Below are 22,907 nucleotides of genomic sequence, written 5' to 3' on the forward strand. Positions count from 1 at the left end.
GGCCGGAATATTTTTTTCAATCAACCCACAGATCAAGTCCCATTGTTCGTTTGTGATATCCATAAATGTCGTTTCTCTTATAAACGGCAAATTCATTCAATTTATTACAAAAAACATACTTTTGAGATACGCTCTAGTAACTAACCATTTCCTTATTTCAAACAAGAGGTATAATTATGAAATACACCATACATATTTATTTTTTTATTTTTATTTTGCTGCTACCGACGATACTGTTGTCGCAAAGTTTTAGTATTTCTTTTCATCCCCATATACCAGATTCTTCTTTTTTTTATATTAGTGAAATTAATTCACCATTCTATTCTGACGATAGCGGTTCAGCGATACTTTTAAGGGATGGTGCAGTCATTCAACAATATTCTCTATTTAAAAAAGAAATACAATCTCATAATGATAGCAGCATACATAATACCATATCAATTTTGGTAGGTACTGTTAATCAACACTTGATAGTAGTGGTTGATAAAAACTTTAATCATTCTTTCATGGATGATTCCGTGTACTATCTTCCGTTAAAATTACCCGGCCAGTCAAACGTTGATTATATTAAACAACTGCCTATTATTTATCTGAATAATGTAACATATACCGATACTAATTATACTGTTCATTCTTTCGATGCTGCGTTTCGTTGTGAGCCTTTAACTGCTTCCGGTAAACCATTTTCCGATACTACCCTGTTAAAGCAAACTAATTGTTTTAAAGTTAATATTATTTCTTATACTTATTATGAATCTGAACTATTTAAGTATAATGGTAATAGCTATCAGTTTCGTATTTTTCCTTATTCCTTAACGGCTGCTATTTATCCTAAGCAGATGAGAGAGATCAATGAGTATGCTGCCATTTTATTTTATGCTATAGAAAAGGAACGCTTACAATTGGTGGCATATAACGTGTTAGACTATGTTTTACAGAATAGGCAAAGAACAGTTTTTGGAAAAGATAGTATGCATATACAGGCCATTGATTTTGATAGCCAAATTTTGCATTTTACCATTGATTCTGCTTTAAGTACCCATTGGAGGATTCCTTACTCAGTTTTAGTAGGCAGCAATCTGTACCAACTTGCATTACATAAAAATGTACCGATCAACTTTCAAGAAAAGCCATTCACCATTCTTGAATTCAGCGGTAGCTGGTGCAAGCCTTGTATGGCTTTACAGCCGGCCATTGAACAATTACAGCATCATCTGCCTGATACATTTCAGTTCATGACTATTCTAAATGAATATAGCCTGGAAAATGCACAGTTGTTTTATTGGCAACACCACCCCAATTGGCCCGTTTATTATGAGGCAATGGGTAACGATGATGAAAATACCCTCCACAAACAGTTACAAGTGGGCGTATACCCTACTTTTATGGTGACTGATGCCTCCGGAAATATATTATTTAATGAAAATGGTATGGATGCATTAGAGAAATTATGCCAACAATTTAAAATTCTCTTCAAAGTGCCATTACTGGAGAAAAATTAAATACACTTTAAAAAATTGTAGGGATTTCCCTATACATAATAATCAATATTTTTTTTAAATTTACGCAACACTGTTGTTAAATTCATTGCATAGTAAATGATAATTTAAAAATTTCTTTTAGCATAGCTACCTGAAAGAAAACCGGTTGTAGCTAATACTGTATGTGCACAGCAGTATTGCCGGCATCATTACTGTTGTAATGTTATACAGTAGTCAATTAAATTTATTCATTAAAAAATTAAAAATTATGCAAACAAAAAAAATGCAGTTAGAAAATTTGACAGGTAAATTATCTAAGGCTGAAATGAAATTAATTGTTGGTGGTGATTCAGGTACCACTCCATGTTCTAGTAACGCCGATTGTACAAATGGTATTGTTATTAAATGCAATGGAAAATCACAGCAAAGTGGTGCCGGCAGATGTTATAATTCCGGAAATGGTATGGTTTGCCATTATAGTGTTGCCTGTTAGATTTTTTTAAAATTTTCAAAGCAATGGGGTCATTTTATAATGGCCTCATTATTTCAATTTTAACAACTTCAATTATGGCTAATAAAATTTTACCATTTTGTCTATTTATTTTTTTAAGTATAGTTGGATGTAAAACCCGGAGTAAACTGCCGGTTGTTCAAGTGCAGGTAAATGCTTCTTATCAACATCCTGTTCAAATATCTATGTGTGATTTCTTTTCTGATCGTTGTGCTTTCAATTTTATTGATACTGCTGGTGTTAAGAAGGTGTTTCATATAATTCCTGGTCAGCTATTTTCTGTTAATAATGATACCAATTGGCTGTTATTTGATACCGATACCATTACCATTCATAACAAAAACGGATATGCTGATTTTAATACTCAAAATAAAGCAAATAAAAGATATAATGCATTTATAAATGAATGCTATGCAATGAAAGCGCCATTGTATGAAAAGTATACCACTTATTTTTTGCATCATCGAGATAGTATCATAGCTAATGAAAATTTTATTGAGCTATATTTGTCTAAAAATGACAGTTTTTACAGAAAAAAGGTCAATCAATTCATTAATAATTATGATTTTACTCAAAAAATTAATGATGATTTGCGGCATTACATATTAGAAACACAAAAATTAACAGATAACTATTATTATTTCACTGAATTTATGCCCATATTGGATAGTTTAGGATTGCTTAATAAGAGATTGAACTATTATATCAATCAAATTAATCGCCAAAAAATTTCCGTCTTCTCCCAAGGTGATATTACTTTATTAATTTCAAACATTGCCAAACAGCTTACCAAAACCTCAATTAGTCGATTAAAAACGGATCATGCAGTTGCTATGTATTATGATGATATTCGACATTATTTTAAGAAGCAGTCTATTTCTTACGATTATCTTGTTGTCTCTTTATTTGTATATGTAAAACGTAAAAAAATACAATTAGACAGGCCTTTGTATAAAAAGCTTAGGAAAGAAACAAAGCAATCAATATTTTTTAAATATATTGACAAAAGTACCCTAACACCAATAACTGAATTGAAAGATTCGAAAAAAAATAAAAATTTATATGATATTCAATTTCATTCAAAAGATTTGACAGATATTTTAGCTCAATATTCTGGTAAGCCTTTACTCATTTATTTTTGGGCTACCTGGTGCCTGCCTTGTTTAAAAAGTTTGCCTGAGATAGTTGAGCTAAAAAAGAAGTACCCAGATTTGAATATTGTATATGTATCTGTTGATCAATCCCAGCCCGGTTGGAAATCTTTTTTGTTTGAGCGGAATATGTATGGCTCGAATCAATTTAGAAGAAATTTCGCAAATCAGGACACGATTTTTAAAAAAATTCCTGTCATTCCTAAATACGGGTTATTTAACGGATATGGTAATCTAGAATTATTGGATGAAATAAATGATGCTGTTATTAGCCAGTATTTAAAGAAATTTTCTTTTTAGTTTTAATGTGTTTATTTTCTTTGTTTAGTTGCCTATCCGGCATTGCAGATATGCTGCTTTGTATTTGTTTACTTGCCCCAAACACTCATCTTTATTTAATTTTTTCTTCAAAATTGTAGGGCTTCCCCTACACATACTATTCAAAAATTGTTTATATTTTTAGGTTACCTAAGCGCAAGGGTTGCCTGTGGAGGTGTACAGGTATATTTTTTAACTTTTAAATTTTTAAAAAAATGAAACAATTATCAAAAGAAGAAATGAAACAAATTAAGGGGGGTGTAATCGGTTCGCCTAACCAATCTTTAGGCGGCCAATGTACTTCTACTTGCTGGGATTCTTCTACGGGTGGATCTGAATTAGGTTCTGTTAATGTTGCAAGTTGCGACACTGATTACGATGCTTGTAAAAGCACTTTTCCATCCGCAGTAAAGGCTACCTGTTCTTGTAGTTTATAATTAATAAGGCTACCCAATTTTAATGGGTAGCGTTATCTTTTGAATTAATTCTTTTAAATATCTACCAATAAATATTCATTTTCAATGCGTTTAAAGATTTACAATTTTATCAGTAAACTATTGGTTTTTGTTCTATTTCTTTTTTTTTTAGCTGCAGCAGATGCTCAAATTCAAAATAACCGGTTATACAACCTATATATACAGACTGATTTTTCAAATGCAAATTTTCAGACTAAAACATTAAGTATATCTTATAATAGTTTTTATCCTTTTGTGACACTCAGCAATCAAACCTTTTCTATTGTAAATGATTCTACTAAAAAAATATTTAAGATACAACTACCTTATACCAACATTCAAGTAGCATATAACCCAACTATTAGTGTAAAAGATGGAGACACTGTTTTTTTAGAAATAGATAAAACTCAAAGATTTGTTTTGTCAGACAAAAACCCGGTACGTTATTTTTATTTAAAATATTATGCTGCCCATAATAATAGCGCTCAATCACAATTTATTTTAAGTACTTTAAAAGATACCACGCTTACTTTTAACGAATATCTAAATTTTTCCAATCAAAAATTTCTATTAGATTCTCGTTTTATAGATTCGTTTTTTAATAAAAAAGATGATAATAATTTAAAGCTTTTTAAAAATAATTCAAAATGTGCTTTCATTGATGTATTGTACCAATATTTTGTTAATCATAAATTACCCTTAACCGCTAAAGAAAAAGAAATTTTTAGCACATTTGTTCCTTTCTTAGATAGTATTGAATCTTTAAAATCAGTAGTTCCTTATTATCGAATGGCATTAGATGCAGTGGTGAAAGCCAATGCCAATATTACTGCAGATGGGCTATTCACCAAAAAGCAGTTTAAACAATGTTTTTTTATTGCCAATCAGTTATTTTCTAAAGCTACGTTTCGTGTATTTAGCTTAAACCAATTCAGTAAAATTACTTTTTGGTATAATACCGCCTATTTGCCATTAGTCACCAACATTAGAGACAGTTTATTATATGGTGTCTATCATGTAGCTAAAGCAGATCAACAAGCCATTATTACTCGTTATAACAATTTTGAAAATGCATATGCTAATATATTGCCTTATAAAAACACTTCGTTAATTAACTATTCTGGGAAACAAATATCCCTTTCGCATTTACTCAAAACCAACAAACCAATTGTTCTTAATTATTGGGCTACCTGGTGTGGGCCATGTTTAGCAGAGATGCCTGCTTTGGATAGTGTGCAAAAAGTATTAAAAGATAAAATTGATCTCTATACAATATCAATTGATAAGGATAAGAAAGTCTGGCAGAATTTTCTTCAACAACGGTCATCTATGCAGGCCTATTCTTATTGTCTTGATAAAATTGACAAGAATCCTTTTTTACAACAATACCAAATAGCTCAAGTACCTCGCTTTATGGTGCTACTTGCCAATGGTGATATTCTTTCTACCAATTTTCCACTCCGAGCCAATCATCCTGAGTTTGTGAATAATTTGAATGAGTTGTTAGGGCGTATTCAGGTATATTATTCTTCAATAAATGAAAATTGATGGTACTAATTAAAAATAAATATAATGGTAAAACCGATCTGATATTTTCTAAAGAATTTATGATGGAAGTAATATTATCTGTGCTTGAAAACTAAAAAAATATTCTTACTAATTCATTTTCAAAATTGTAGGGCTTCCCTTACACGTAGTATTCAAAAAATGTTTATATTTTTATACTACCTAAGTGCAAGGGTTGCCTGTGCAGGTGTACAGGTATATTTTTAAACTTTTAAATTTTACAAAAATGAAACAATTAACAAAAGATGAAATGAAACAAATTAAAGGAGGTACTGATCCTTCTGTTTGTATTTCATGTTGGTATGGACCATTATGTGGCCCAACGAAACAATGTGAAAGAGGAAAATCGGATAAAGAACTGATTTGTAATGGGCGTAGTATAGGCTGTTAAAACTGCTACAGCAACAGAACAAATCATTTTTGTTGATATTCTTAATAGCAGAATAGTATTCTCTTAAGGAAGGACAAAGCTATGCAAATACATATTGTCCTTCCTTTCCAAAAAGTTTAAAGCATACTACCATTCAATAAATTTAATCAATGAAATTCTTTCACATTCTGATAGTTTTATTCCTGTTTACTTCTTGTGGTATAAAAATTCCAGTAGTTAAAAATGAAGCGGATTTTTATAAAAGCCATAATTTAATTATAATGGGAAATGACGGTCAGTTAAATAAACACGATTCTTTATATGCTAAATACAAAGGTTGTAAATCATTTACTGTTTGTAAATTTTATTTCAATCGGCCACAAAGGTATTACAATGAATGGCAATCTGGAAAGATTAGTACAATTGCCTACGATTCAATCAAAGAAAAATTGTCACATGATGAACTTTTGTGTATTTGTCAAGATACCAACACGACTACTACTATTAAAATATTTTTAGGAAAGCTTTCCAATGACCAGTATTTCATTGTACCCGATAGTAATAATGATGGTAGTTTTTTCAATGATTCTGCTATTGTATTAACAAATATGAATGTTCAACCAAATGAAAAACATCATAGAATTACATTCATTAATGTATCCGGTTGTTATAACAACCAGCTTTTGCATTTTAAATTTGAAGCATCGGTAAAAGTTAGTCCTACAACGCAAATTCAATATAGTACAATTGAGCTTTCCGATACAAAAAGTTACATCGGTAACAAGAAAATTAATGGGAATAGTTATTCATTCCAGTTAATTGAATTTGTCCCTTTTAGTTTTAGTCAATTAGTGTTGCAAAAATATTTATATAGCATAAGACTTGTAGATATCAGCCAAAAAATGGTTAGTAATGTACGGTTATTTTCAGATACTATATGTTTAAATAAAAAAAACTATGTTTTCAAGCAAAAGAAACCTGAGGATGGATATGTTAAGTTAAAGCGTGTAAATTCTGCTACCTCAATAGATATGAAATGGAAAATAACCAATCCAACAAAAAAAATATTGAATAACCAGCAAATAGATTTGCTTAGAAGCATCACCGGTTTGTCTTTGAATCATAAAATTATTTTTGCCAATTTTTGGTTTGCCAACTGTCCACCATGCATTGCTGAGTTTCCAGCGTTAAATAATTTGTATGATAGTTTAAAGCAACATTCTGATATTATTTTTTTATCTTTTGCTATGGAGAATCAGGACACGATTAATATTTTTAAAAAACGTTATCAAATTCGTTTCCCAGTTTATTCAATCTCTTCTGAGCAAAATGATTTTTTACAAGGTGCGCCAATTTTTCCTGCAAATATAATATGGACAGAAAAATGGGAACAGGCATATATTCGACGTGGTGGTTCTCAAGATATCTTGGAGGCAAAAGAATTTTTTCAAAATTCTGTATTACCATTATTAATTCAACTAGAGACAAAAAAATATATTCATATAAAATAAAATACTACATATACTGTATATGCTATTTAAAAATGAGTTACTTTCTATTACCTAAGCGCAAGGGTTGCCTGTGCAGGTGTACAGGTATATTTTTAAACTTTTAAATTTTACAAAAATGAAACAATTAACTAAAGAAGAAATGAAACAAATTAAAGGTGGTAGTGATGATTGTAATCAAGAATGCCCTGCAGGAAGTGGGCCGGGTACAACTTGCACAACTATTGCGGGCACTTCAGGTACATGCACAAGAACTTTATGTAATACGCAATCGCTACCTTATTATTATTATGCATGTTCCTAAAATTTTAAGCACCTATTTAATAGGTGCTTAATTTATTTTTTGTTTTCTATATTTTTATTTTATTTATAAAAAAATATGCGAAAGTCAATTTTCTTCTTTTCCCCCTTTCTTCTTTTATTCTCTTTTCCTTGCCTATTCGCCCAACAGGGTGCCTGTAAATCTTTTACCTTACAAGGTACTACACAATGGCCAAATGGTACAACGATTTACCTGCAATATGCGGCAACTCTTACAAAATTTGTAACAGACAGTTGTAAAGTGGTTAACCAAAGTTTTTATTTTAAAGGCTGCATTGCAGAACCGGTAATGGCTTCCTGTTCTATTGGGCCGGTAATGAATGCTATAGCCAGTAATGAGTATTGTGATATTTTCTTATCGCCTGCAACCATGCACCTAACACTTCCTAAGAATAATGTATATTACAATGCACACTTAACAGGTTCTGAAGAAGACAGTATTTTTAATGCGTACAGACGTATTGAAGCACGCTATAAGGCCTTGCTAAAACCATTGCGTGATAGTATACTTTTTTATCAGCAAATTATTCAAAAAGCTGCGCATGAAAATAATACTTCGCTAATTGCTGTATATCGGTCATTGCTACAACAGCTTCAGGAAAGGGTACATCTGTTTAATCGCAGTGAAAAAACGGATGATTCATTGTTTATTTTACAACATCCATTTTCTTATTTTATATTAAGTTGGTTAGCGTCTGCCAAAAATGATTGGATGCCCCTTGCTACTATAGAAAAAATGTATGCCTCTTTTCCTGATGATTTAAAGAAGAGTAAGAATGGTAAGATGATTGCGCAATATATTGCCAATGAAAAAAAATTTGCAGTAGGAAATACTGTGCCCGATTTTACCATAACAGATGTAAAAGGTAATACCATACATTTGGCAGCATACAAACAGCAGCAATATGTTTTATTGGAGTTCGGTGCCTCTTATTGCCTGCCATGCCGGCAAATAGAACCGTATCTCAAAAATATAGATTCACTATATCGGAATCATTTAGCTATTATAAGTATTTCTACTGAAGAAAGTGCTGCAGACTGGCACCGTTGGGTAGAACATGCCAACCTGCCTTGGATTCAAATATTTGATCAGCCGGTGATTAAAAAAGATGGAGGGCAATTACAAAAAATTGGGGATGCCTATCAAATAGTAACAATTCCATCTATGCTGCTATTAGATAAACAAGGTTGTATTGTAGCGAAATATGGTGGCTACTATACTTCTCCCATTGCTTATATTCCTGCATTAAAACAGCAGCTACATGCTATTTTTGAGTATTAAATATTTCTATTACTACGATTCAGTTTTATAATCCATATTCCCTAATTAAAAAACCCCCATACCAAACGGTATGGGGTTGCTGTAAATAATGGAATATTGCGCATTATCGGGCATTGGGCATATTCAATGGTTTATCGCGTACCAACATATTATCGCGGTTGGCCATTTCCCAGGCTGTGTAAAATATCATCTGGGCTCTTTTACTCATCAGTTCAAAATTAATTTTATCAACTGTATCGGTTGGCTTGTGGTAATCGGCTAACAACATGCCATCATAAAAAAATAGAATGGGTACACCTTTCTTGGCAAAATTATAATGATCGCTGCGGTAGTAAATACGATTAGGATCCTGTGGATAGTCGTACTTGTAATCTAAATTCAAGCCTACATATTTTTTATTGACGGCTTCATTAATAATGGGTAATTCGCTGCTTAATTTATCGTGCCCAATTACATATACATAGTTTAATGAATCGGCTGTTTTACGTTCGGTATCTAATCGGCCTATCATATCTGTATTCAAATCAACAGAGGTTTTATCTAATGGGAAGATGGGATGTTCTGAATAGTATTCACTACCCCATAAACCTTTTTCTTCACCACTAACCGTCATAAATACAATGGTGCGGTGTGGTTTATAGCCTTCTTTAGCTGCGGCGCTAAAAGCTTCTGCCATTTGTAGTACAGCGGTTGTTCCAGAACCATCATCATCGGCACCATAATATATTTTGCCATCATGTTTTCCTAAGTGGTCATAATGAGCGGTTAAAAATACATATTCATCTTTTTTATCGGTACCGGGTAAAATGGCAATTACATTGCTGCTTTGTAATTCATTGGTTTTTTTGTGCATAGCAATTTGCACATCCGCATAATAGGTGCCCGGATTTATATCTGCCAATTGTTGCCAGCTTAATGTGGCGGTTCTGCCCAATAACGCAGAAGTCATTGCCGTAGAAATGGTGGCATTGATAAAGGGTTTTCCTTCATTGGGTTTCAGGTACATATTGCCCATTTTAGAAACAGGCTTTTCTCTTGGGTATTCATTAGAAACCAATAAAATGCCGGCTGCACCTAAACGGCGGACTGCCATTACTTTTGCATACATACCAAATGGACTGAAACGATTGTTGGGAACTTTGATTTTTTCCATTAAGTCTTTAGGTCCGCCTTCTAATACAATCACTAATTTACCGGCAACATCTAAACCTTTGTATTCGTTAATGTTGGCATTTTCATCTACAATGCCATATCCGGCAAAAACAGTGTTCTGATAATTAAACTGACCATCTTGCAACGCATTGATAGAAAAATTATAATCCTTATTCCATGCATAGTTTACGCCATTAATACGAAACTGTTCATCGGTTAATTCATCCTGATAAACGGGGAAGTATTGCTGATAGCTGTTGCCATTGCCTGGCTTTAATCCAAATTTTTTAAATTCTGATTCAATGTAAGCAGCAGCTTTCTTTTGGCCGGGAGTAGCGGTTTCGCGGCCCTCCATTTCATCGCTGGCTAAAATGGTTAATTTTTCTTTTAAAGCTGTAGGATTAATGAGTTGTGCAAATTTTTGTGCAGCATCCTCACCGGTTTGTGCCTGTAACTGCCAGGTGGCAAACAGCGCAACAAAGAGTAACATTTTCTTCATCATGTGCATTGGTTTAAGTAAAAAATAATTCATGATTAATATGGCAAAATAGTGTCTATTCCGGCATATTGACCATTTTAAAAAATAGGTATCGAAAATAAGAAGGAGCGGCAAGTAAATTGAAAAGAATTACACTAATGGTAGGGTTCTCCCATTATCCCCATTCTTCTTTTTCTTTCTTTTGCTCATCTTTATACACTTTAGCGGCCACCAGAATACTCAATTCGTACAGCGACATTAAGGGTACAAACACAATCATCATACTCATCCAGTCGGGACTGGGCGTAATGAATGCAGCAATGGTGAGCAAAATAACAATGGCATAACGCCTGCTGCGGCGCATGAACATGGGGGTTAATAAACCAATACGGGTGAGTACAAAGGTTACCACAGGCAACTCAAAGGCCAGTCCACAACCCAGAATAATATTGGTTAAGTTCTCTAAATAATCGGTAAGGGTAGGCCGGGTTTCTAACATAGAAAGCGTGCCTAATTTAAAATTGGCTAAGAAGTTAAAGGTATAGGGGCCTAATAAAAAGAAGCCGAATGCAGCACCCAGAAAAAAGAAAAACGAAACCCAAAAAATAGCAAAGCGGGTATTCTTCAATTCTTTGGGGGTTAATGCCGGTTTAATAAAACGCCATAATTCCCAAAATACATAAGGAGCCGATACGATAGCGCCCATAGTAAAAGCTAATGTAATACTGCCCAGAAACTGACCGCCGAAACTGGTAGTTTGCATGTTTACCTGAACGGGTGGTAGGGTTAATCCATCGCCCATACCCAACCAATGGCTTATTTTGTATAAAGCACGATAGGTAATAAAATTGGGATTGATGGGACCGGTAATAATATTATCGAATACCCAGTTACGGTAAATAAAAATAACAATACTGGTTATAAATATCACCAAAACACTGCGGATGATATGCATCCTTAAAGCATCCAGATGATCAATAAAGGTCATCTCAACGGTTTCGGCGGTTCCATTTTTTTTACGAAAATTTGCCATTGATCCTGCAACATTCAATTAGGGCACAAAGTTAATGGGATGAAGTTAGCAAAAAACGAAAAATATGTATTTAACAAAATAAACCTTGTAACCTTCTACCAACAGGGGTATTGCTTATTCTAATATTTTTAATTTTACCATATCAATGCGGGTTTCACTCACATTCAATATATCAAACTGGTAAGGACCGATGATGATTTTTTCTTTGGGCTTGGGAATGGTGGTATGCTGGTTAATAATAAATCCACTCAGTGTTTCTGATTCTTCATCATTAAATTCCAAATGGTATTTTTCGTTCAGATAGTCCAATTCCAGCCGGCCGCTGAACAAAAATTCTTTTTCGGCTATTTGTTTTTCCACCAAATCTTCGGTGTCGTATTCATCTTTAATTTCTCCAAAAATTTCTTCCAATAAATCTTCTAATGTAACAATACCTGCCGTGCCGCCAAATTCATCTACCACCCAGGCAATGGTTTTGCGTTCTTTGGTGAATTTGTTGATTAAATCGGTGGCGCTCATGGTTTCAGGAACGGCTGGTATTGGCAACAAAATATCTTTAATGGCAGCGGGTTTTTTAAACAAGTCTAACTGATGAATATAGCCCAAAATATTATCGATGGTATCTTCATATACAATCAGCTTGCTGAGTTTGGTTTGTATGTAGCGTTCGCGTACTTCCTCTAAGGTTGCGGTGATTTCAACTGCTTCAATTTCGGTTCGGGGTACTAAGCACTGGCGTATTTTAACCATGGGTAAGCTCAATGCGTTTTCAAACAACTCATTGTTTACCTCTGCATTTTCTTCATCGGTATCTTTATTTTGTTGGTATAAATGCTCCAAATCTATTTTACTGAATACCTCACTTTTATCTTTCACCGGCACATTAAAAATGTATTTTAAAATCCATTGTGAAATGCCTACAAAAAATACGGCCAATGGTTGAAAAATATTGTGGAAGAATTTTGCCAAAGGTGCAAAAACAATCAATAAACTGTCGTTCCTGGCACGAAAAATGGCTTTAGGTATAAATTCACCAAAAATTAATACAATCAGGGTAGAGAGCAGGGTATTGAAAATCAATTTCAAATAGCTATTTTCAATATCGAAAAAGCGTTTAAAGAAATTCCAGATACTGGAGTTGAGTAATTCATCAAACAACAAGCCATAGGCCACCAAAAAAACATTCACACCAATCAGGCAGGTGCCTATAAATTGTGTGGGCTTATCTAAAAATTTACCTACAATAATGCCACCGCTGCGGCCCTGCTTTTTCTTTAATTCAATGCTTAAACGATTGGCACTTAAAAAAGCAATTTCATAACCGGCAAAAAAACCGATGAACAGTAGTGTAACAATTAGCCAAATAAAGGTGTACAATTGATCCATACCATACGAAAGTAATAAATCTTAATGATATGTACCACATGCCACCAACTGCAACCTACGCTAATAGCTTTTAAGATTGCTTTTATGTAATTTTTAGGGGGTGATGTCCATTATTTTTGAACACCCAACAGTTCTACCGTAAAAACCAAGGTAGCGCCGGGGCCAATTTTTTCGCCTGCTCCTTTGTTGCCATAAGCCAAATCGGAGGGAAGGTAAATTTTCCACTTGCTGCCTACGGTCATTAATTGCAGGGCTTCCTGCCAGCCTTTTATCACGCCATTCAATGGAAATGTTACTGGTTCACCTCTATCAACCGAACTATCAAATACTGTTCCGTCAATAAGTGTACCGTGGTAATGGCAGGTTACTTTATCGGCTAAGGTGGGTTTTATGGTATCGGTACCGGCTTTCAGTACTTCATATTCCAATCCATCGGGCAGGGTAACTACACCAGGACGTTTGCCATTGGCTTCCAGAAATTTTTTGCCGGCTGCTATATTGGCCTGAGTTCTCAGCTCATGCATTTTGGCTGCATAAGCAGTAATGATATTCATTACCTGCGCATCGGTTAGTTGCACTTTTTTCTTTTCGGTAATTTCTTTTAAGCCTTTCAAAAATAATTCGGTATTGATATTGGATAGGTTTTGTGCTTCTAACGATTGCCCCACACTAATACCCAATGCATAACTGGCTGAGTCTTTTTCTGTTTTGAGTAGAAGGGTATTAGGATGTGTCGTGCTGTGCGTCGGCATGGGCTTTTTGGTTTGTGCATGCAATGCTGGGCTGCCTAATAAAATAGCGATAGGAAGGAATAATTTAGTCATATACTTAGCTTAATAGGATGTGTTGATAATGTACAATCTGTATAACTTTCATCGGTTGTTTTTTGAACAACAATTTTTATTTCGTAAGCAATGATAAGCAACAAATTTGAATGGAAATACAGGATGCCGGTTTTTTATAGGTTGGCAATGCTGTTTTTAACAGATTTCTGTCATCATCCTTTGGCATCGGCCAGCAATTGAGCAATAGCCTGTGCTGCTTTTTCAAAACCAAATCCGGCTATTACGGTATCCATTTGGTGTTGTATTTGCGGGTTACACAAATTACCTATACTGCCTTCATGGGTATGGTGCAATTGGGTGCTGTAGGTAAATTGCCCGGCTTCAATTTGCCGGCCAATTTGTTGATAGGCTTCGCGAAAAGGTACGCCCTGTAATACTAATTTGTTTACTTCTTCCACACTAAATAGATAGCGGTATTTTTCATCGGCAATAATATGCTCCTTAATGTGTATATTTTCTAGCATCAGCGTAGCCATTTGCAGGCATTGACGTACAATGCTAAAGGCAGGAAACAAATGTTCTTTCAACAACTGTAAATCGCGGTGATAGCCTGATGGCAAATTGGTGGTTTGCATGGTAATTTCATTCGGCAATGCTTTGATACGATTACAATGCGAACGAATGAGTTCAAATACATCCGGATTTTTTTTATGCGGCATAATGCTGCTGCCGGTTGTTAACTCAGCCGGGAAAGATACAAAATCGAAATTCTGGTTCAGGTACAGGCACATGTCCATACTTAAACGAGCTAAGGTGTCAGCTACATTGGCCAAAGCTTGTGCGGTGATGCGTTCTGCCTTACCCCTACCCATTTGTGCATAAACTACATTGTAATTCAAATCATCAAAGCCTAATAAATTGGTGGTCAATGTACGGTTAATGGGGAAAGATGAACCATAACCCGCTGCACTGCCTAAGGGATTTTTATTGACCACTTTATACGCCGATTGCAGTGTAATACAATCATCCACCAAACTTTCGGCATAAGCGCCAAACCATAACCCAAAAGAAGAGGGCATGGCCAATTGCAAATGCGTGTAGCCGGGCAGTAAATGGTTTTTGAACCGCTCGCTTTGTTGTTGCAGTAGGGAAAAAAATAGCTGTATGGCCCTAACGGTATCGGTAATTTCGTGGCGTAAAAACAATTTAATGTCTACCAACACCTGATCGTTTCTGCTGCGGGCACTGTGTATTTTTTTGCCTACTTCGCCTAATTTTTCGGTAAGCAAAATTTCAATTTGTGAATGTATGTCTTCCACATCATCTGCTAACTGAAATTGGCCGGCTTCAATGGTAGTATAAATATGAAGCAGTTCTTTTTTCAATAATCGGGCTTCTGATGTTTCCAATAATCCCACGGCTGCCAGCATGGTAATATGTGCCATTGAACCCAATACATCAAAGGATGCCAGGTACATGTCCATAGCCCTATCGTTGCCTACAGTAAACTGTTCTACTGCCTGTAATGCACCGCTATCTTTTTGCCAGAGTTTCATGATGTTGTATATACGTGGTTAAAAAATAAATCAGTTTTTATTGTTTTACCGGCTGCTTTTTTTCGGAAACAGGTAATAATACTTTGTTCAATAGTTCAATGTATAATGCAATACCGTTGGTAATCTCATCCGTAAAAATAAACTCATCCGCACTATGGCTTCTGGCGCTGTCGCCCGGCCCCATTTTCAACGTAGGGAAGGGCATCAATGCTTTATCGCTGGTAGTGGGCGATCCGTAACAGGTTCTGCCTAAACTAAGTCCTGCTTGTATCAGCGGATGTTCCATTGCAATGGAGGTAGAACGTAAACGGCAGCTTCTTGGCTGAAACTGACTTTGTATGTTTTGTTGAATTACCGCCAGTATTTCTTCAAAAGTATACAATTCATTTACCCGAATATCTACTACAAACTGGCATTGTGCCGGCACTACATTGTGCTGTTTATTATCGGTTTGAATAACGGTAACACTCATTTTAACAGGCCCTAATAAATCGCTCACTTTCTCAAACCGGTATTGGGTAAACCATTCAATATCTTTCATGGCTTTTAATATGGCATTATCGCCTTCTTCTCTGGCTGCATGGCCGGGTTTGCCTTGTGCCGTGCAATCAATAACCAGTAAACCTTTTTCAGCCAGGGCCATATTCATTAAAGTAGGTTCGCCTACAATGCCGCAATCTATTTTAGGTAGGCGGGGTAACAATATTTCTACGCCATTGCTGCCTGAAATTTCTTCTTCTGCCGTTGCGGCCATAATGAGGTTATAAGCCAGATTTTCCTGCTGGTAAAAATGTAAAAAAACAGCCATTAAAGAAACTAAGCATCCGCCGGCATCATTACTGCCTAAGCCGTATAATTTACCATCTTTTTCAATAGGTTCAAATGGAGGCAGGGTATAGGCTTTATTGGGTTTTACCGTATCGTGGTGTGAGTTTAAGAGGATAGTGGGTTTATCGGGATTAAAGTATTTGTTTTTTGCCCAGATATTATTTAAGAACTGATGGGTAGTTACCCCTTTGCTTTCTAAGAATGTTTGAATTAATTCTGCTGTTTCCTCCTCTTCTTTGCTGAAGGAAGGGGTAGCAATTAATTTTTTTAAAAGCCGGGTTGCATCTTTTGCTAAATATGCTACCGTTGTAACCGATTCGTTTGACTGCATAAAGAATTTTTTTATGTTCCCGAAGTAAGGGTGGTACCGGAAGTACCCTTCAATAGTTCGGATAATACGTTTGCTTTGCCAATTATAACACGCTGCACCCCCTTTTGCAATGCGGTAAACGCATTCTCTAATTTGGGCAGCATGCCATCTGCAATAATTCCCTGTGCTTTCAGTTGTGCATATATTTGGGGCGTGATCAATGGAACCACCGATGTATCATCGTTTACATCCATTAATACGCCAGCTTTTTCAAACAGATAAATTAACGATACTGCATAGTGTGGTGCCAGCGCTGTTGCTATTTCCTGCGCAATGGTATCGGCATTGGTATTCAGTAAATGCCCATTGCCGTTATGGGTAATAGGCGCTACTACCACACTGCTATTGTTGTTGAGCAATTGTTGTAATAATGCGGTGTTAATACCATCTACATCGCCCACAAAACCATAATCAATAGTTGGGTGTATGCGTTGGTGGGCTTGTATTAAATTGCCATCGGCGCCGGTTAAACCTATTGCATTACATTGAAAAGATTGCAATTGGGCTACTATATTTTTGTTTATGTAGCCGGCATACACCATGGTAACAGTTTTAAGCGTTTCTGCATCCGTAATTCTGCGTCCGCCCACCATTTGTTGTGGTATTTGTAATTGTGCTGCCATGCGGGTAGCCAGTTTACCGCCGCCATGAATCAATATTTTTTTTCCTGGTATTTCGGCAAAGGCCTGCAGGAAAGCAGCGAGTTGCTGTTCGTCATCAATAATATTGCCGCCTACTTTTAAAATAAATACCTGTTCCATTAGCCTTGTTTCAGAGTTTGTAAAATATTGGCCAATACTGCCTGTGCGGCCCATACGCGGTTACCTGCCTCTGTCGTTACCAGGCTGTTGGGGCCATCTAATATTTCATCACTCAATTCCACATTTCTTCTAACCGGCAGGCAATGCATTACTTTGGCATTATTGGTAAGTGCCAGCCTTTCATTGGTCAACATCCAGGCCGGGTCGTTTTCATATATTTTGCCATAGTCGTGGTAGGTGCTCCAGTTTTTTACATATACATAATCGGCATCTTGTAATGCTTCTGTTTGGTTATGCGTAATGGTGGCACCGTTGGTAAATTGGGTATCTAAGGCATAATCTTCCGGATGCGTAATTACAAAATCGACCTCACCCCAGGCATTAACCCATTGTGCAAAGCTATTGGCTACACATTGCGGTAAGGGTTTTACATGCGGTGCCCAGGTAAGTACTACTTTTGGTTTTTTTTGTGCGGTACCGGATTTACGCAGTAAATCTTCCTGTATGGTAATAATATCGGTGAGCGATTGTAAGGGGTGTAGGGTAGCGCTTTCTAAACTAATAACCGGTACACTGGCGTAGCGAATAAACTGGTTGATGTATAATTCGCTGTAATCATCTTCCCGGTTTTTTAATGAGGGAAAGGTACGTATGGCCAACACATCAAAATAGCTGCCCAAAATGGGGGCAGCATCTTTAATATGTTCAACCGTATTGCCACTCATAATGGCACCTTCTTCAAACTCTAATGCCCATCCTTCTTTGTCTACATTAAACACAATGCTTTCCATACCCAAATTAGCGGCGGCTACCTGTGTGCTTAAACGGGTACGTAAGCTGGGGTTAAGAAACAACATACCTATACGTAAGTTTTTACCTAAATGTTGATCTTTTAACGGATGGGCTTTATAAGCCAATGCCGCTGCTACCATGTTGTTGATGGCAGTGCCGGTATGTTGCATCTCCGGCGTTAATACATCATATACATTGATAAACTGTTTCATGTAATGTAGTTGAAAGGGTATGATGGGTAATTTATTGTTCGGTTTTTTCCAATAAGCCTTGATCTTCTTTTACTGCATCAATGGCTTCCCGTAAGGTTTCTAAAAATTCGTCGGCTTGCTTACGGGTTAAGGCCAATGAGGGCAATAAGCGAATGGTATTGGGTTTGGCTTCGCCGGTAAAAATATTGTAATCGAATATCAGCTTTTTTCTTAATTCTTTTAAATAATCCGGCACATCAAATCCTATCATCAATCCACGTCCACGAACATTTTCCAATTCAGGAAATTCTTTTAATTTATTCATGATATACATGCCGCGTTGTTTGGCCATTTCAATCAGGTTCTCCTGTTCCATTACTTCCAAAACACCTAAGGCTGCTGCACAGGCTAAAGGATTACCGCCAAAGGTAGTACCCAGCATGCCATATTTGGCAGGTATATGCGGAGCTATTAAAATACCGGCAACGGGAAATCCGTTGCCCATTCCTTTGGCCATGGTATAAATATCGGCGGCTACATTAGCATAATCATGTGCAAAAAAGCGGCCGCTGCGGCCATAGCCACATTGTACACTATCGGCAATAAAAACGGCATTGTGTGCAGTGCATTGTGTGCGAATAGTTTGTAAAAATGCTTCTGAAGCCATATTAATGCCACCCACGCCTTGTATGCCTTCAACAATTACGGCGGCTACCTGTTGCCCATTTTCTGCAAAATAGTTTTCCAATGCGCTTACATCATTAAAGGGAAGAAATACCACATTGTCGGTTTCATTCACCGGTGCTACAATAGCCGGATTATCGGTTACGGCTACGGCAAGGGAGGTACGCCCGTGAAACGATTTTGAAAAGGCTACCATCTTTTTCCGGCCGGTATAAAAAGAGGCTAATTTCAAAGCATTTTCATTGGCTTCGGCGCCACTATTACACAGAAATAATTGGTAGTCGGGTTTGCCGCTGATTTTACCCAGTTTATCGGCCAGCTCTTGTTGTATGGGTAAATGTACTGAGTTGGAATAAAAGGCAATTTTTTCCAATTGGTCTTCTATTCTTTTTACCCAATGCGGATGGGTATGCCCAATGCTGATAACGGCATGGCCGCCATACATGTCTAAATATTGTACACCCTGGTCGTCCCAAACATAAGCGCCTGCTGCCCGTGTTATGGCAATATCATACAATGGGTACACTTCAAAAAGTTTCATGGCTTACTTGTTTAATTTTTTTGATGCAATTGTTTTATGCTGTTACAGCCTTTTGGCTGTGTTGTTGTTTTTTTGTGATGTACTATACTATACCGTTATGTTATTCGTTCCTGTTGCTTTTATCTATTTAAAATACCGTTGCTTTCAATTGTAAACCGGCTGTTTCCGGAAATCCGAACATCAGATTCATATTTTGTACGGCTTGTCCCGAAGCGCCTTTCAATAAATTATCTAATGCACTGTGCACCACTAATTTATTGCCCTGTTTTTCTAAATGGATGAGGCATTTATTGGTGTTCACTACCTGTTTTAAATCGATCATGGTATCTGATACATGGGTAAAGACTGCTTCACGATAGTATAGTTGATACATTTCTTTTAATTCGTTTAAAGGAAAGGCGCAATCTATCATTGAGCTTACGTAAATACCCCTTGTAAAATCGCCCCGCCAGGGTATAAAATGAACGGTAATTCCATCATTGCCCTGCAATTGTTCTAAAGTTTGTCCTATTTCATGAATGTGCTGGTGCTGTAGGGTTTTGTAGGCGGAAATATTATTGGAGCGCCAACTGAAATGCGTGGTAGCCGAGGGACTTTGCCCCGCACCGGTAGAGCCGGTAATTCCGGTTGTGAACACATCGCCCAAAATACCCGCATTGGCCAAGGGCAGTAAACCCAACTCAATGGTACTGGCAAAACAACCCGGATTGGCAATATTACGGGCCGATTGGATGGCTTTTTTATTCATTTCGGGTAAGCCGTACACGAAGTGACGTTCGTCTATTGTTGCATGTTGGTGTAACCGAAAATCCTGCGATAAATCGATGATGCGAATGGAAGTATCAATGGCGTGTTCTTCCAAAAATTTTCTGGCAGCGCCATGGCCTACGCATAAAAAATATACATCGGCATCCTGCTTTAATGCATTGGTAAATTGAAGGTTGGTATCACCTTCCAGGTCGGTATGTACTGAAGCGATTTTCTGTTGGGCGTGGCTGTTACTGTGCACAAAATGGATGGTTGCAAAAGGGTGGTGCAACAGCAATCTAATTAATTCGCCACCGGTATACCCTGCACCGCCAATAATGCCCACTTTTATTTTATTCTGCATGGTGCTGTTCCTTTACTTTATGATAGATAGATACCTGGTTGCCAAAAATTTTGCTGAAGCCTCTTACATCTTCGCCAGTAAAACCTGTATTCATTTCACCGTATTTTCCAAATTTACTGTTCATTAAATCAAATGGCGATTCAATGCCGATGACCTGAAAGCGATAAGGCATTAATTGTACAAACACTTTTCCGGTAACCTGTTGCTGGCTATTGGTTAAAAAAGCTTCTATATCCCGCATCACGGGGTCTAATATCTGGCCCTCATGCAACCAGTTGCCATAAAAAGCGGCCAACTGATCTTTCCAGTTTAACTGCCATTTGGTGAGTACATGTTTTTCTAAAGCATGGTGTGCTTTTAAAATAATCATAGGTGCGGCTGCTTCAAAACCAACGCGGCCTTTAATGCCAATAATGGTATCACCCACATGAATATCGCGGCCAATGCCAAAAGGCGCAGCTATACTATGTAAATGTTTAATGGCATCGGTGGGGTGCGCAAAATGGGTATCGTTTACTGATAATAATTCTCCTTGTACAAAACCCAACTCTACTTCTTCCTCCTGTGTTTTGGTTACCTGTGTGGGCCATGCCGATTCAGGCAACATGCCTTTGCTGCTCAGGGTTTCTTTACCGCCTACACTGGTACCCCATAATCCTTTGTTAATGGAATACATACTTTTCTCAAAATTCATATTTACCTGTTTTTGCTTCAGGTAATCAATTTCGGCTTCACGGCTTAGTTGTAAATCGCGGATGGGGGTAATAATTTCTACACCGGGTATTAAGATGTGAAAAATCATGTCAAAACGTACCTGGTCATTACCGGCGCCAGTACTGCCATGGGCAACGGCATCGGCTTGCAGTTGTTGGGCATGTTCGGCAATATGCAGTGCCTGGCTAAGCCTTTCGGCACTTACACTTAACGGATAGGTATTGTTTTTTAATACATTACCGAATATTAGGTATTTAATAATTTTTTCGTAATACGATTGCACGGCATTTACCGTGGTATGTGTTTTAACACCCAGGCTATAGGCATGTGCTTCAATGCGTTTTAATTCAGCCTCGGTAAAACCGCCGGTATCTACTAAAATGCTGTGTACTTCATAACCTTTGTCTTCACTCAGGTACTTTACACAAAAGGTAGTATCTAGACCACCGCTAAATCCAAGTACAACTTTTTTGGTTTTCATGCTTGCAATATTTTAATGTATCGGTTGTTTAAAATGATAAAAAGGTGTGGAACAGGCTTTTATTTTTGGTAGGGTTGCCATTGGTTTCTTTACGTTTAAATATTTTGCCAAAACTGATTTGTTTTAAATGCAACAAACGTTCATACACTTTGCGTTTTTTTTCAAAATTAGCAGTGGTTTCTTTGGGTTCGTGCTTATCTTTCGGATCAAACAGCATAGCGGTACACATGCAGTTTTTTCTATCCTTGCTCATTAAAATATCATAGTTCACGCAGCTTTTACAACCTGCCCAAAATTCTTCATCATCGGTTAATTCGCTGTAGGTAACGGGTTCATAACCCAACTCGCTGTTAATTTTCATTACGGCCAGTCCGGTAGTCAGTCCAAATATTTTCGCTTCCGGATATTTTTCGCGAGATAGTTGGAAGATGCGTTGTTTAATTTTTTTGGCTACGCCCGTTTTTCTGAATTCGGGCGAAACAATTAAACCACTATTGGCAACAAATTTGCCGTGGCTCCATTCTTCAATGTAGCAGAAGCCCACCCATTGCCCCGTAGTGGTAACGGCTATAACGGCTTTGCCTTCCAGCATTTTAGCAGCCACATATTCCGGCGAGCGTTTAGCAATACCGGTACCACGAGCTTTTGCCGATGCCTCCATTTCGGTTGTAATGCGCAAAGCATAGTGCGTATCTAAATGATGCGCAACACGTACAATAATTTCTTGTTGATTCTCCACTGCTGGTTCAATATTTTAAATGCGATGTTTGAAAATAGAAAACAGGCCATTGCAAGGCCATTCCAATAAGGAAAGAGTCGGGTGTCAAAATATTAGATACGAGGTCGTCGCAGTAAAAAGCGGAAGTTGCTGTTACCCAATGCAGAGGCCTGATCCAATTGTTTGGAGCAATTTGCGAATTGATAAGTATGGGTTGCCTTCTGTTTCAATGTTGTTCGGTATAATTCGGTATAAATTTGGTCAACTTTAATTTCAGGCCGTAAAAGTAGTACAGTTTCTAAATAAAAAACGTTTTTCTTTAAAAAATTATCGTTAATTCAAAAATTTAAGGTGCTTTATAAA

At 36.7% G+C, this 22,907-nt stretch carries 21 protein-coding genes; 9 read left to right on the top strand and 12 right to left on the bottom strand.

Annotation, left to right across the window (positions count from 1 at the left end; all coding sequences use genetic code 11):
- The first annotated feature begins 176 nt into the window (after window positions 1-176).
- The 9 genes from EO766_RS01735 (at window position 177) to EO766_RS01775 (ending at window position 8,963) form a co-directional block, all read left to right on the top strand.
- On the top strand, window positions 177-1,502 hold the full coding sequence (locus tag EO766_RS01735; RefSeq protein WP_074421293.1) for a TlpA family protein disulfide reductase: 1,326 nt from the start codon (window positions 177-179) through the stop codon (window positions 1,500-1,502).
- A 247-nt stretch (window positions 1,503-1,749) separates the two neighbouring features.
- Window positions 1,750-1,974, top strand: coding sequence for a hypothetical protein (locus EO766_RS01740; protein WP_143439698.1), 225 nt, complete (start codon window positions 1,750-1,752; stop codon window positions 1,972-1,974).
- Window positions 1,975-2,048: 74 nt separating this feature from the next.
- A complete protein-coding gene (locus tag EO766_RS01745) occupies window positions 2,049-3,443 on the top strand; it encodes a TlpA family protein disulfide reductase (protein WP_179855968.1) in 1,395 nt (464 codons plus the stop codon).
- Between the two features lie 233 nt (window positions 3,444-3,676).
- Entirely contained in the window at window positions 3,677-3,898 is a 222-nt protein-coding gene (locus tag EO766_RS01750; RefSeq protein WP_074421322.1) for a bacteriocin, read from the top strand.
- 84 nt (window positions 3,899-3,982) lie between these two features.
- The gene (locus tag EO766_RS01755) at window positions 3,983-5,464 is read left to right on the top strand and encodes a TlpA family protein disulfide reductase (RefSeq protein ID WP_074421321.1); all 1,482 of its coding nucleotides are present in this window, start codon (window positions 3,983-3,985) and stop codon (window positions 5,462-5,464) included.
- A 244-nt stretch (window positions 5,465-5,708) separates the two neighbouring features.
- Window positions 5,709-5,873, top strand: coding sequence for a bacteriocin (locus EO766_RS01760; protein WP_143439263.1), 165 nt, complete (start codon window positions 5,709-5,711; stop codon window positions 5,871-5,873).
- A gap of 149 nt (window positions 5,874-6,022) precedes the next feature.
- Window positions 6,023-7,363: a TlpA family protein disulfide reductase gene (locus EO766_RS01765; protein ID WP_287100647.1), complete on the top strand. Its 1,341-nt coding sequence runs from the start codon at window positions 6,023-6,025 to the stop codon at window positions 7,361-7,363.
- Between the two features lie 164 nt (window positions 7,364-7,527).
- Window positions 7,528-7,695, top strand: a complete 168-nt coding sequence (locus tag EO766_RS01770; protein ID WP_287100648.1) for a hypothetical protein — start codon at window positions 7,528-7,530, stop codon at window positions 7,693-7,695.
- Window positions 7,696-7,739: 44 nt separating this feature from the next.
- Window positions 7,740-8,963: a TlpA disulfide reductase family protein gene (locus tag EO766_RS01775; protein WP_074421018.1), complete on the top strand. Its 1,224-nt coding sequence runs from the start codon at window positions 7,740-7,742 to the stop codon at window positions 8,961-8,963.
- Window positions 8,964-9,066: 103 nt separating this feature from the next.
- On the opposite strand, the gene EO766_RS01780 is transcribed toward EO766_RS01775, so the two are convergent.
- The 12 genes from EO766_RS01780 to EO766_RS01835 all read right to left on the bottom strand — a co-directional run bounded on the left by EO766_RS01780 (window position 9,067) and on the right by EO766_RS01835 (window position 22,565).
- Window positions 9,067-10,617, bottom strand: a complete 1,551-nt coding sequence (locus EO766_RS01780; protein ID WP_074421019.1) for a M28 family peptidase — start codon at window positions 10,615-10,617, stop codon at window positions 9,067-9,069.
- A gap of 151 nt (window positions 10,618-10,768) precedes the next feature.
- Entirely contained in the window at window positions 10,769-11,626 is an 858-nt protein-coding gene (gene tatC, locus EO766_RS01785) for a twin-arginine translocase subunit TatC (RefSeq protein WP_074421020.1), read from the bottom strand.
- 114 nt (window positions 11,627-11,740) lie between these two features.
- Window positions 11,741-13,012, bottom strand: a complete 1,272-nt coding sequence (locus tag EO766_RS01790) for a hemolysin family protein (protein WP_074421021.1) — start codon at window positions 13,010-13,012, stop codon at window positions 11,741-11,743.
- Between the two features lie 110 nt (window positions 13,013-13,122).
- Window positions 13,123-13,836: a BamJ family beta-barrel-assembly machinery protein gene (bamJ, locus tag EO766_RS01795; RefSeq protein ID WP_287100649.1), complete on the bottom strand. Its 714-nt coding sequence runs from the start codon at window positions 13,834-13,836 to the stop codon at window positions 13,123-13,125.
- 173 nt (window positions 13,837-14,009) lie between these two features.
- Complete coding sequence (argH, locus tag EO766_RS01800) at window positions 14,010-15,353, bottom strand: argininosuccinate lyase (protein ID WP_074421022.1); 1,344 nt, start codon at window positions 15,351-15,353, stop codon at window positions 14,010-14,012.
- A gap of 37 nt (window positions 15,354-15,390) precedes the next feature.
- Entirely contained in the window at window positions 15,391-16,512 is a 1,122-nt protein-coding gene (locus EO766_RS01805; RefSeq protein ID WP_074420483.1) for a M20 family metallo-hydrolase, read from the bottom strand.
- Between the two features lie 11 nt (window positions 16,513-16,523).
- A complete protein-coding gene (gene argB, locus EO766_RS01810) occupies window positions 16,524-17,312 on the bottom strand; it encodes an acetylglutamate kinase (protein ID WP_074420484.1) in 789 nt (262 codons plus the stop codon).
- On the bottom strand, window positions 17,312-18,316 hold the full coding sequence (locus tag EO766_RS01815; protein WP_074420485.1) for a Rossmann-fold NAD(P)-binding domain-containing protein: 1,005 nt from the start codon (window positions 18,314-18,316) through the stop codon (window positions 17,312-17,314). Before EO766_RS01815 ends, argB begins: the two co-directional genes overlap by 1 nt.
- 31 nt (window positions 18,317-18,347) lie before the next feature.
- The gene (locus EO766_RS01820; protein ID WP_074420486.1) at window positions 18,348-19,520 is read right to left on the bottom strand and encodes an aspartate aminotransferase family protein; all 1,173 of its coding nucleotides are present in this window, start codon (window positions 19,518-19,520) and stop codon (window positions 18,348-18,350) included.
- A 127-nt stretch (window positions 19,521-19,647) separates the two neighbouring features.
- The gene (gene argC / locus EO766_RS01825; RefSeq protein WP_074420487.1) at window positions 19,648-20,631 is read right to left on the bottom strand and encodes an N-acetyl-gamma-glutamyl-phosphate reductase; all 984 of its coding nucleotides are present in this window, start codon (window positions 20,629-20,631) and stop codon (window positions 19,648-19,650) included.
- Entirely contained in the window at window positions 20,621-21,826 is a 1,206-nt protein-coding gene (locus EO766_RS01830; RefSeq protein WP_074420488.1) for an argininosuccinate synthase, read from the bottom strand. Before EO766_RS01830 ends, argC begins: the two co-directional genes overlap by 11 nt.
- Window positions 21,827-21,854: 28 nt before the next feature.
- Entirely contained in the window at window positions 21,855-22,565 is a 711-nt protein-coding gene (locus EO766_RS01835) for a GNAT family N-acetyltransferase (RefSeq protein WP_074421023.1), read from the bottom strand.
- Window positions 22,566-22,907 lie beyond the last annotated feature (342 nt).

Origin of the sequence: Hydrotalea sp. AMD (genome assembly GCF_004100315.1) — a bacterium.
Lineage (GTDB): Bacteria > Bacteroidota > Bacteroidia > Chitinophagales > Chitinophagaceae > Hydrotalea > Hydrotalea flava.

Excerpts from the sequence above, each read along its gene's own strand:
- EO766_RS01745 (WP_179855968.1), top strand. The coding sequence starts at position 2,049 with ATGGCTAATAAAATTTTACCATTTTGTCTATTTATTTTTTTAAGTATA.
- argC (WP_074420487.1), bottom strand. The coding sequence starts at position 20,631 with ATGCAGAATAAAATAAAAGTGGGCATTATTGGCGGTGCAGGGTATACC.
- EO766_RS01735 (WP_074421293.1), top strand. The coding sequence starts at position 177 with ATGAAATACACCATACATATTTATTTTTTTATTTTTATTTTGCTGCTA.
- EO766_RS01740 (WP_143439698.1), top strand. The coding sequence starts at position 1,750 with ATGCAAACAAAAAAAATGCAGTTAGAAAATTTGACAGGTAAATTATCT.
- EO766_RS01770 (WP_287100648.1), top strand. The coding sequence starts at position 7,528 with ATGATTGTAATCAAGAATGCCCTGCAGGAAGTGGGCCGGGTACAACTT.
- EO766_RS01820 (WP_074420486.1), bottom strand. The coding sequence starts at position 19,520 with ATGAAACTTTTTGAAGTGTACCCATTGTATGATATTGCCATAACACGG.
- EO766_RS01775 (WP_074421018.1), top strand. The coding sequence starts at position 7,740 with ATGCGAAAGTCAATTTTCTTCTTTTCCCCCTTTCTTCTTTTATTCTCT.
- EO766_RS01815 (WP_074420485.1), bottom strand. The coding sequence starts at position 18,316 with ATGAAACAGTTTATCAATGTATATGATGTATTAACGCCGGAGATGCAA.
- EO766_RS01765 (WP_287100647.1), top strand. The coding sequence starts at position 6,023 with ATGAAATTCTTTCACATTCTGATAGTTTTATTCCTGTTTACTTCTTGT.
- EO766_RS01760 (WP_143439263.1), top strand. The coding sequence starts at position 5,709 with ATGAAACAATTAACAAAAGATGAAATGAAACAAATTAAAGGAGGTACT.
- EO766_RS01780 (WP_074421019.1), bottom strand. The coding sequence starts at position 10,617 with ATGATGAAGAAAATGTTACTCTTTGTTGCGCTGTTTGCCACCTGGCAG.
- EO766_RS01805 (WP_074420483.1), bottom strand. The coding sequence starts at position 16,512 with ATGCAGTCAAACGAATCGGTTACAACGGTAGCATATTTAGCAAAAGAT.
- argB (WP_074420484.1), bottom strand. The coding sequence starts at position 17,312 with ATGGAACAGGTATTTATTTTAAAAGTAGGCGGCAATATTATTGATGAC.
- argH (WP_074421022.1), bottom strand. The coding sequence starts at position 15,353 with ATGAAACTCTGGCAAAAAGATAGCGGTGCATTACAGGCAGTAGAACAG.
- EO766_RS01755 (WP_074421321.1), top strand. The coding sequence starts at position 3,983 with ATGCGTTTAAAGATTTACAATTTTATCAGTAAACTATTGGTTTTTGTT.
- tatC (WP_074421020.1), bottom strand. The coding sequence starts at position 11,626 with ATGGCAAATTTTCGTAAAAAAAATGGAACCGCCGAAACCGTTGAGATG.
- EO766_RS01790 (WP_074421021.1), bottom strand. The coding sequence starts at position 13,012 with ATGGATCAATTGTACACCTTTATTTGGCTAATTGTTACACTACTGTTC.
- EO766_RS01830 (WP_074420488.1), bottom strand. The coding sequence starts at position 21,826 with ATGAAAACCAAAAAAGTTGTACTTGGATTTAGCGGTGGTCTAGATACT.
- EO766_RS01750 (WP_074421322.1), top strand. The coding sequence starts at position 3,677 with ATGAAACAATTATCAAAAGAAGAAATGAAACAAATTAAGGGGGGTGTA.
- bamJ (WP_287100649.1), bottom strand. The coding sequence starts at position 13,836 with ATGACTAAATTATTCCTTCCTATCGCTATTTTATTAGGCAGCCCAGCA.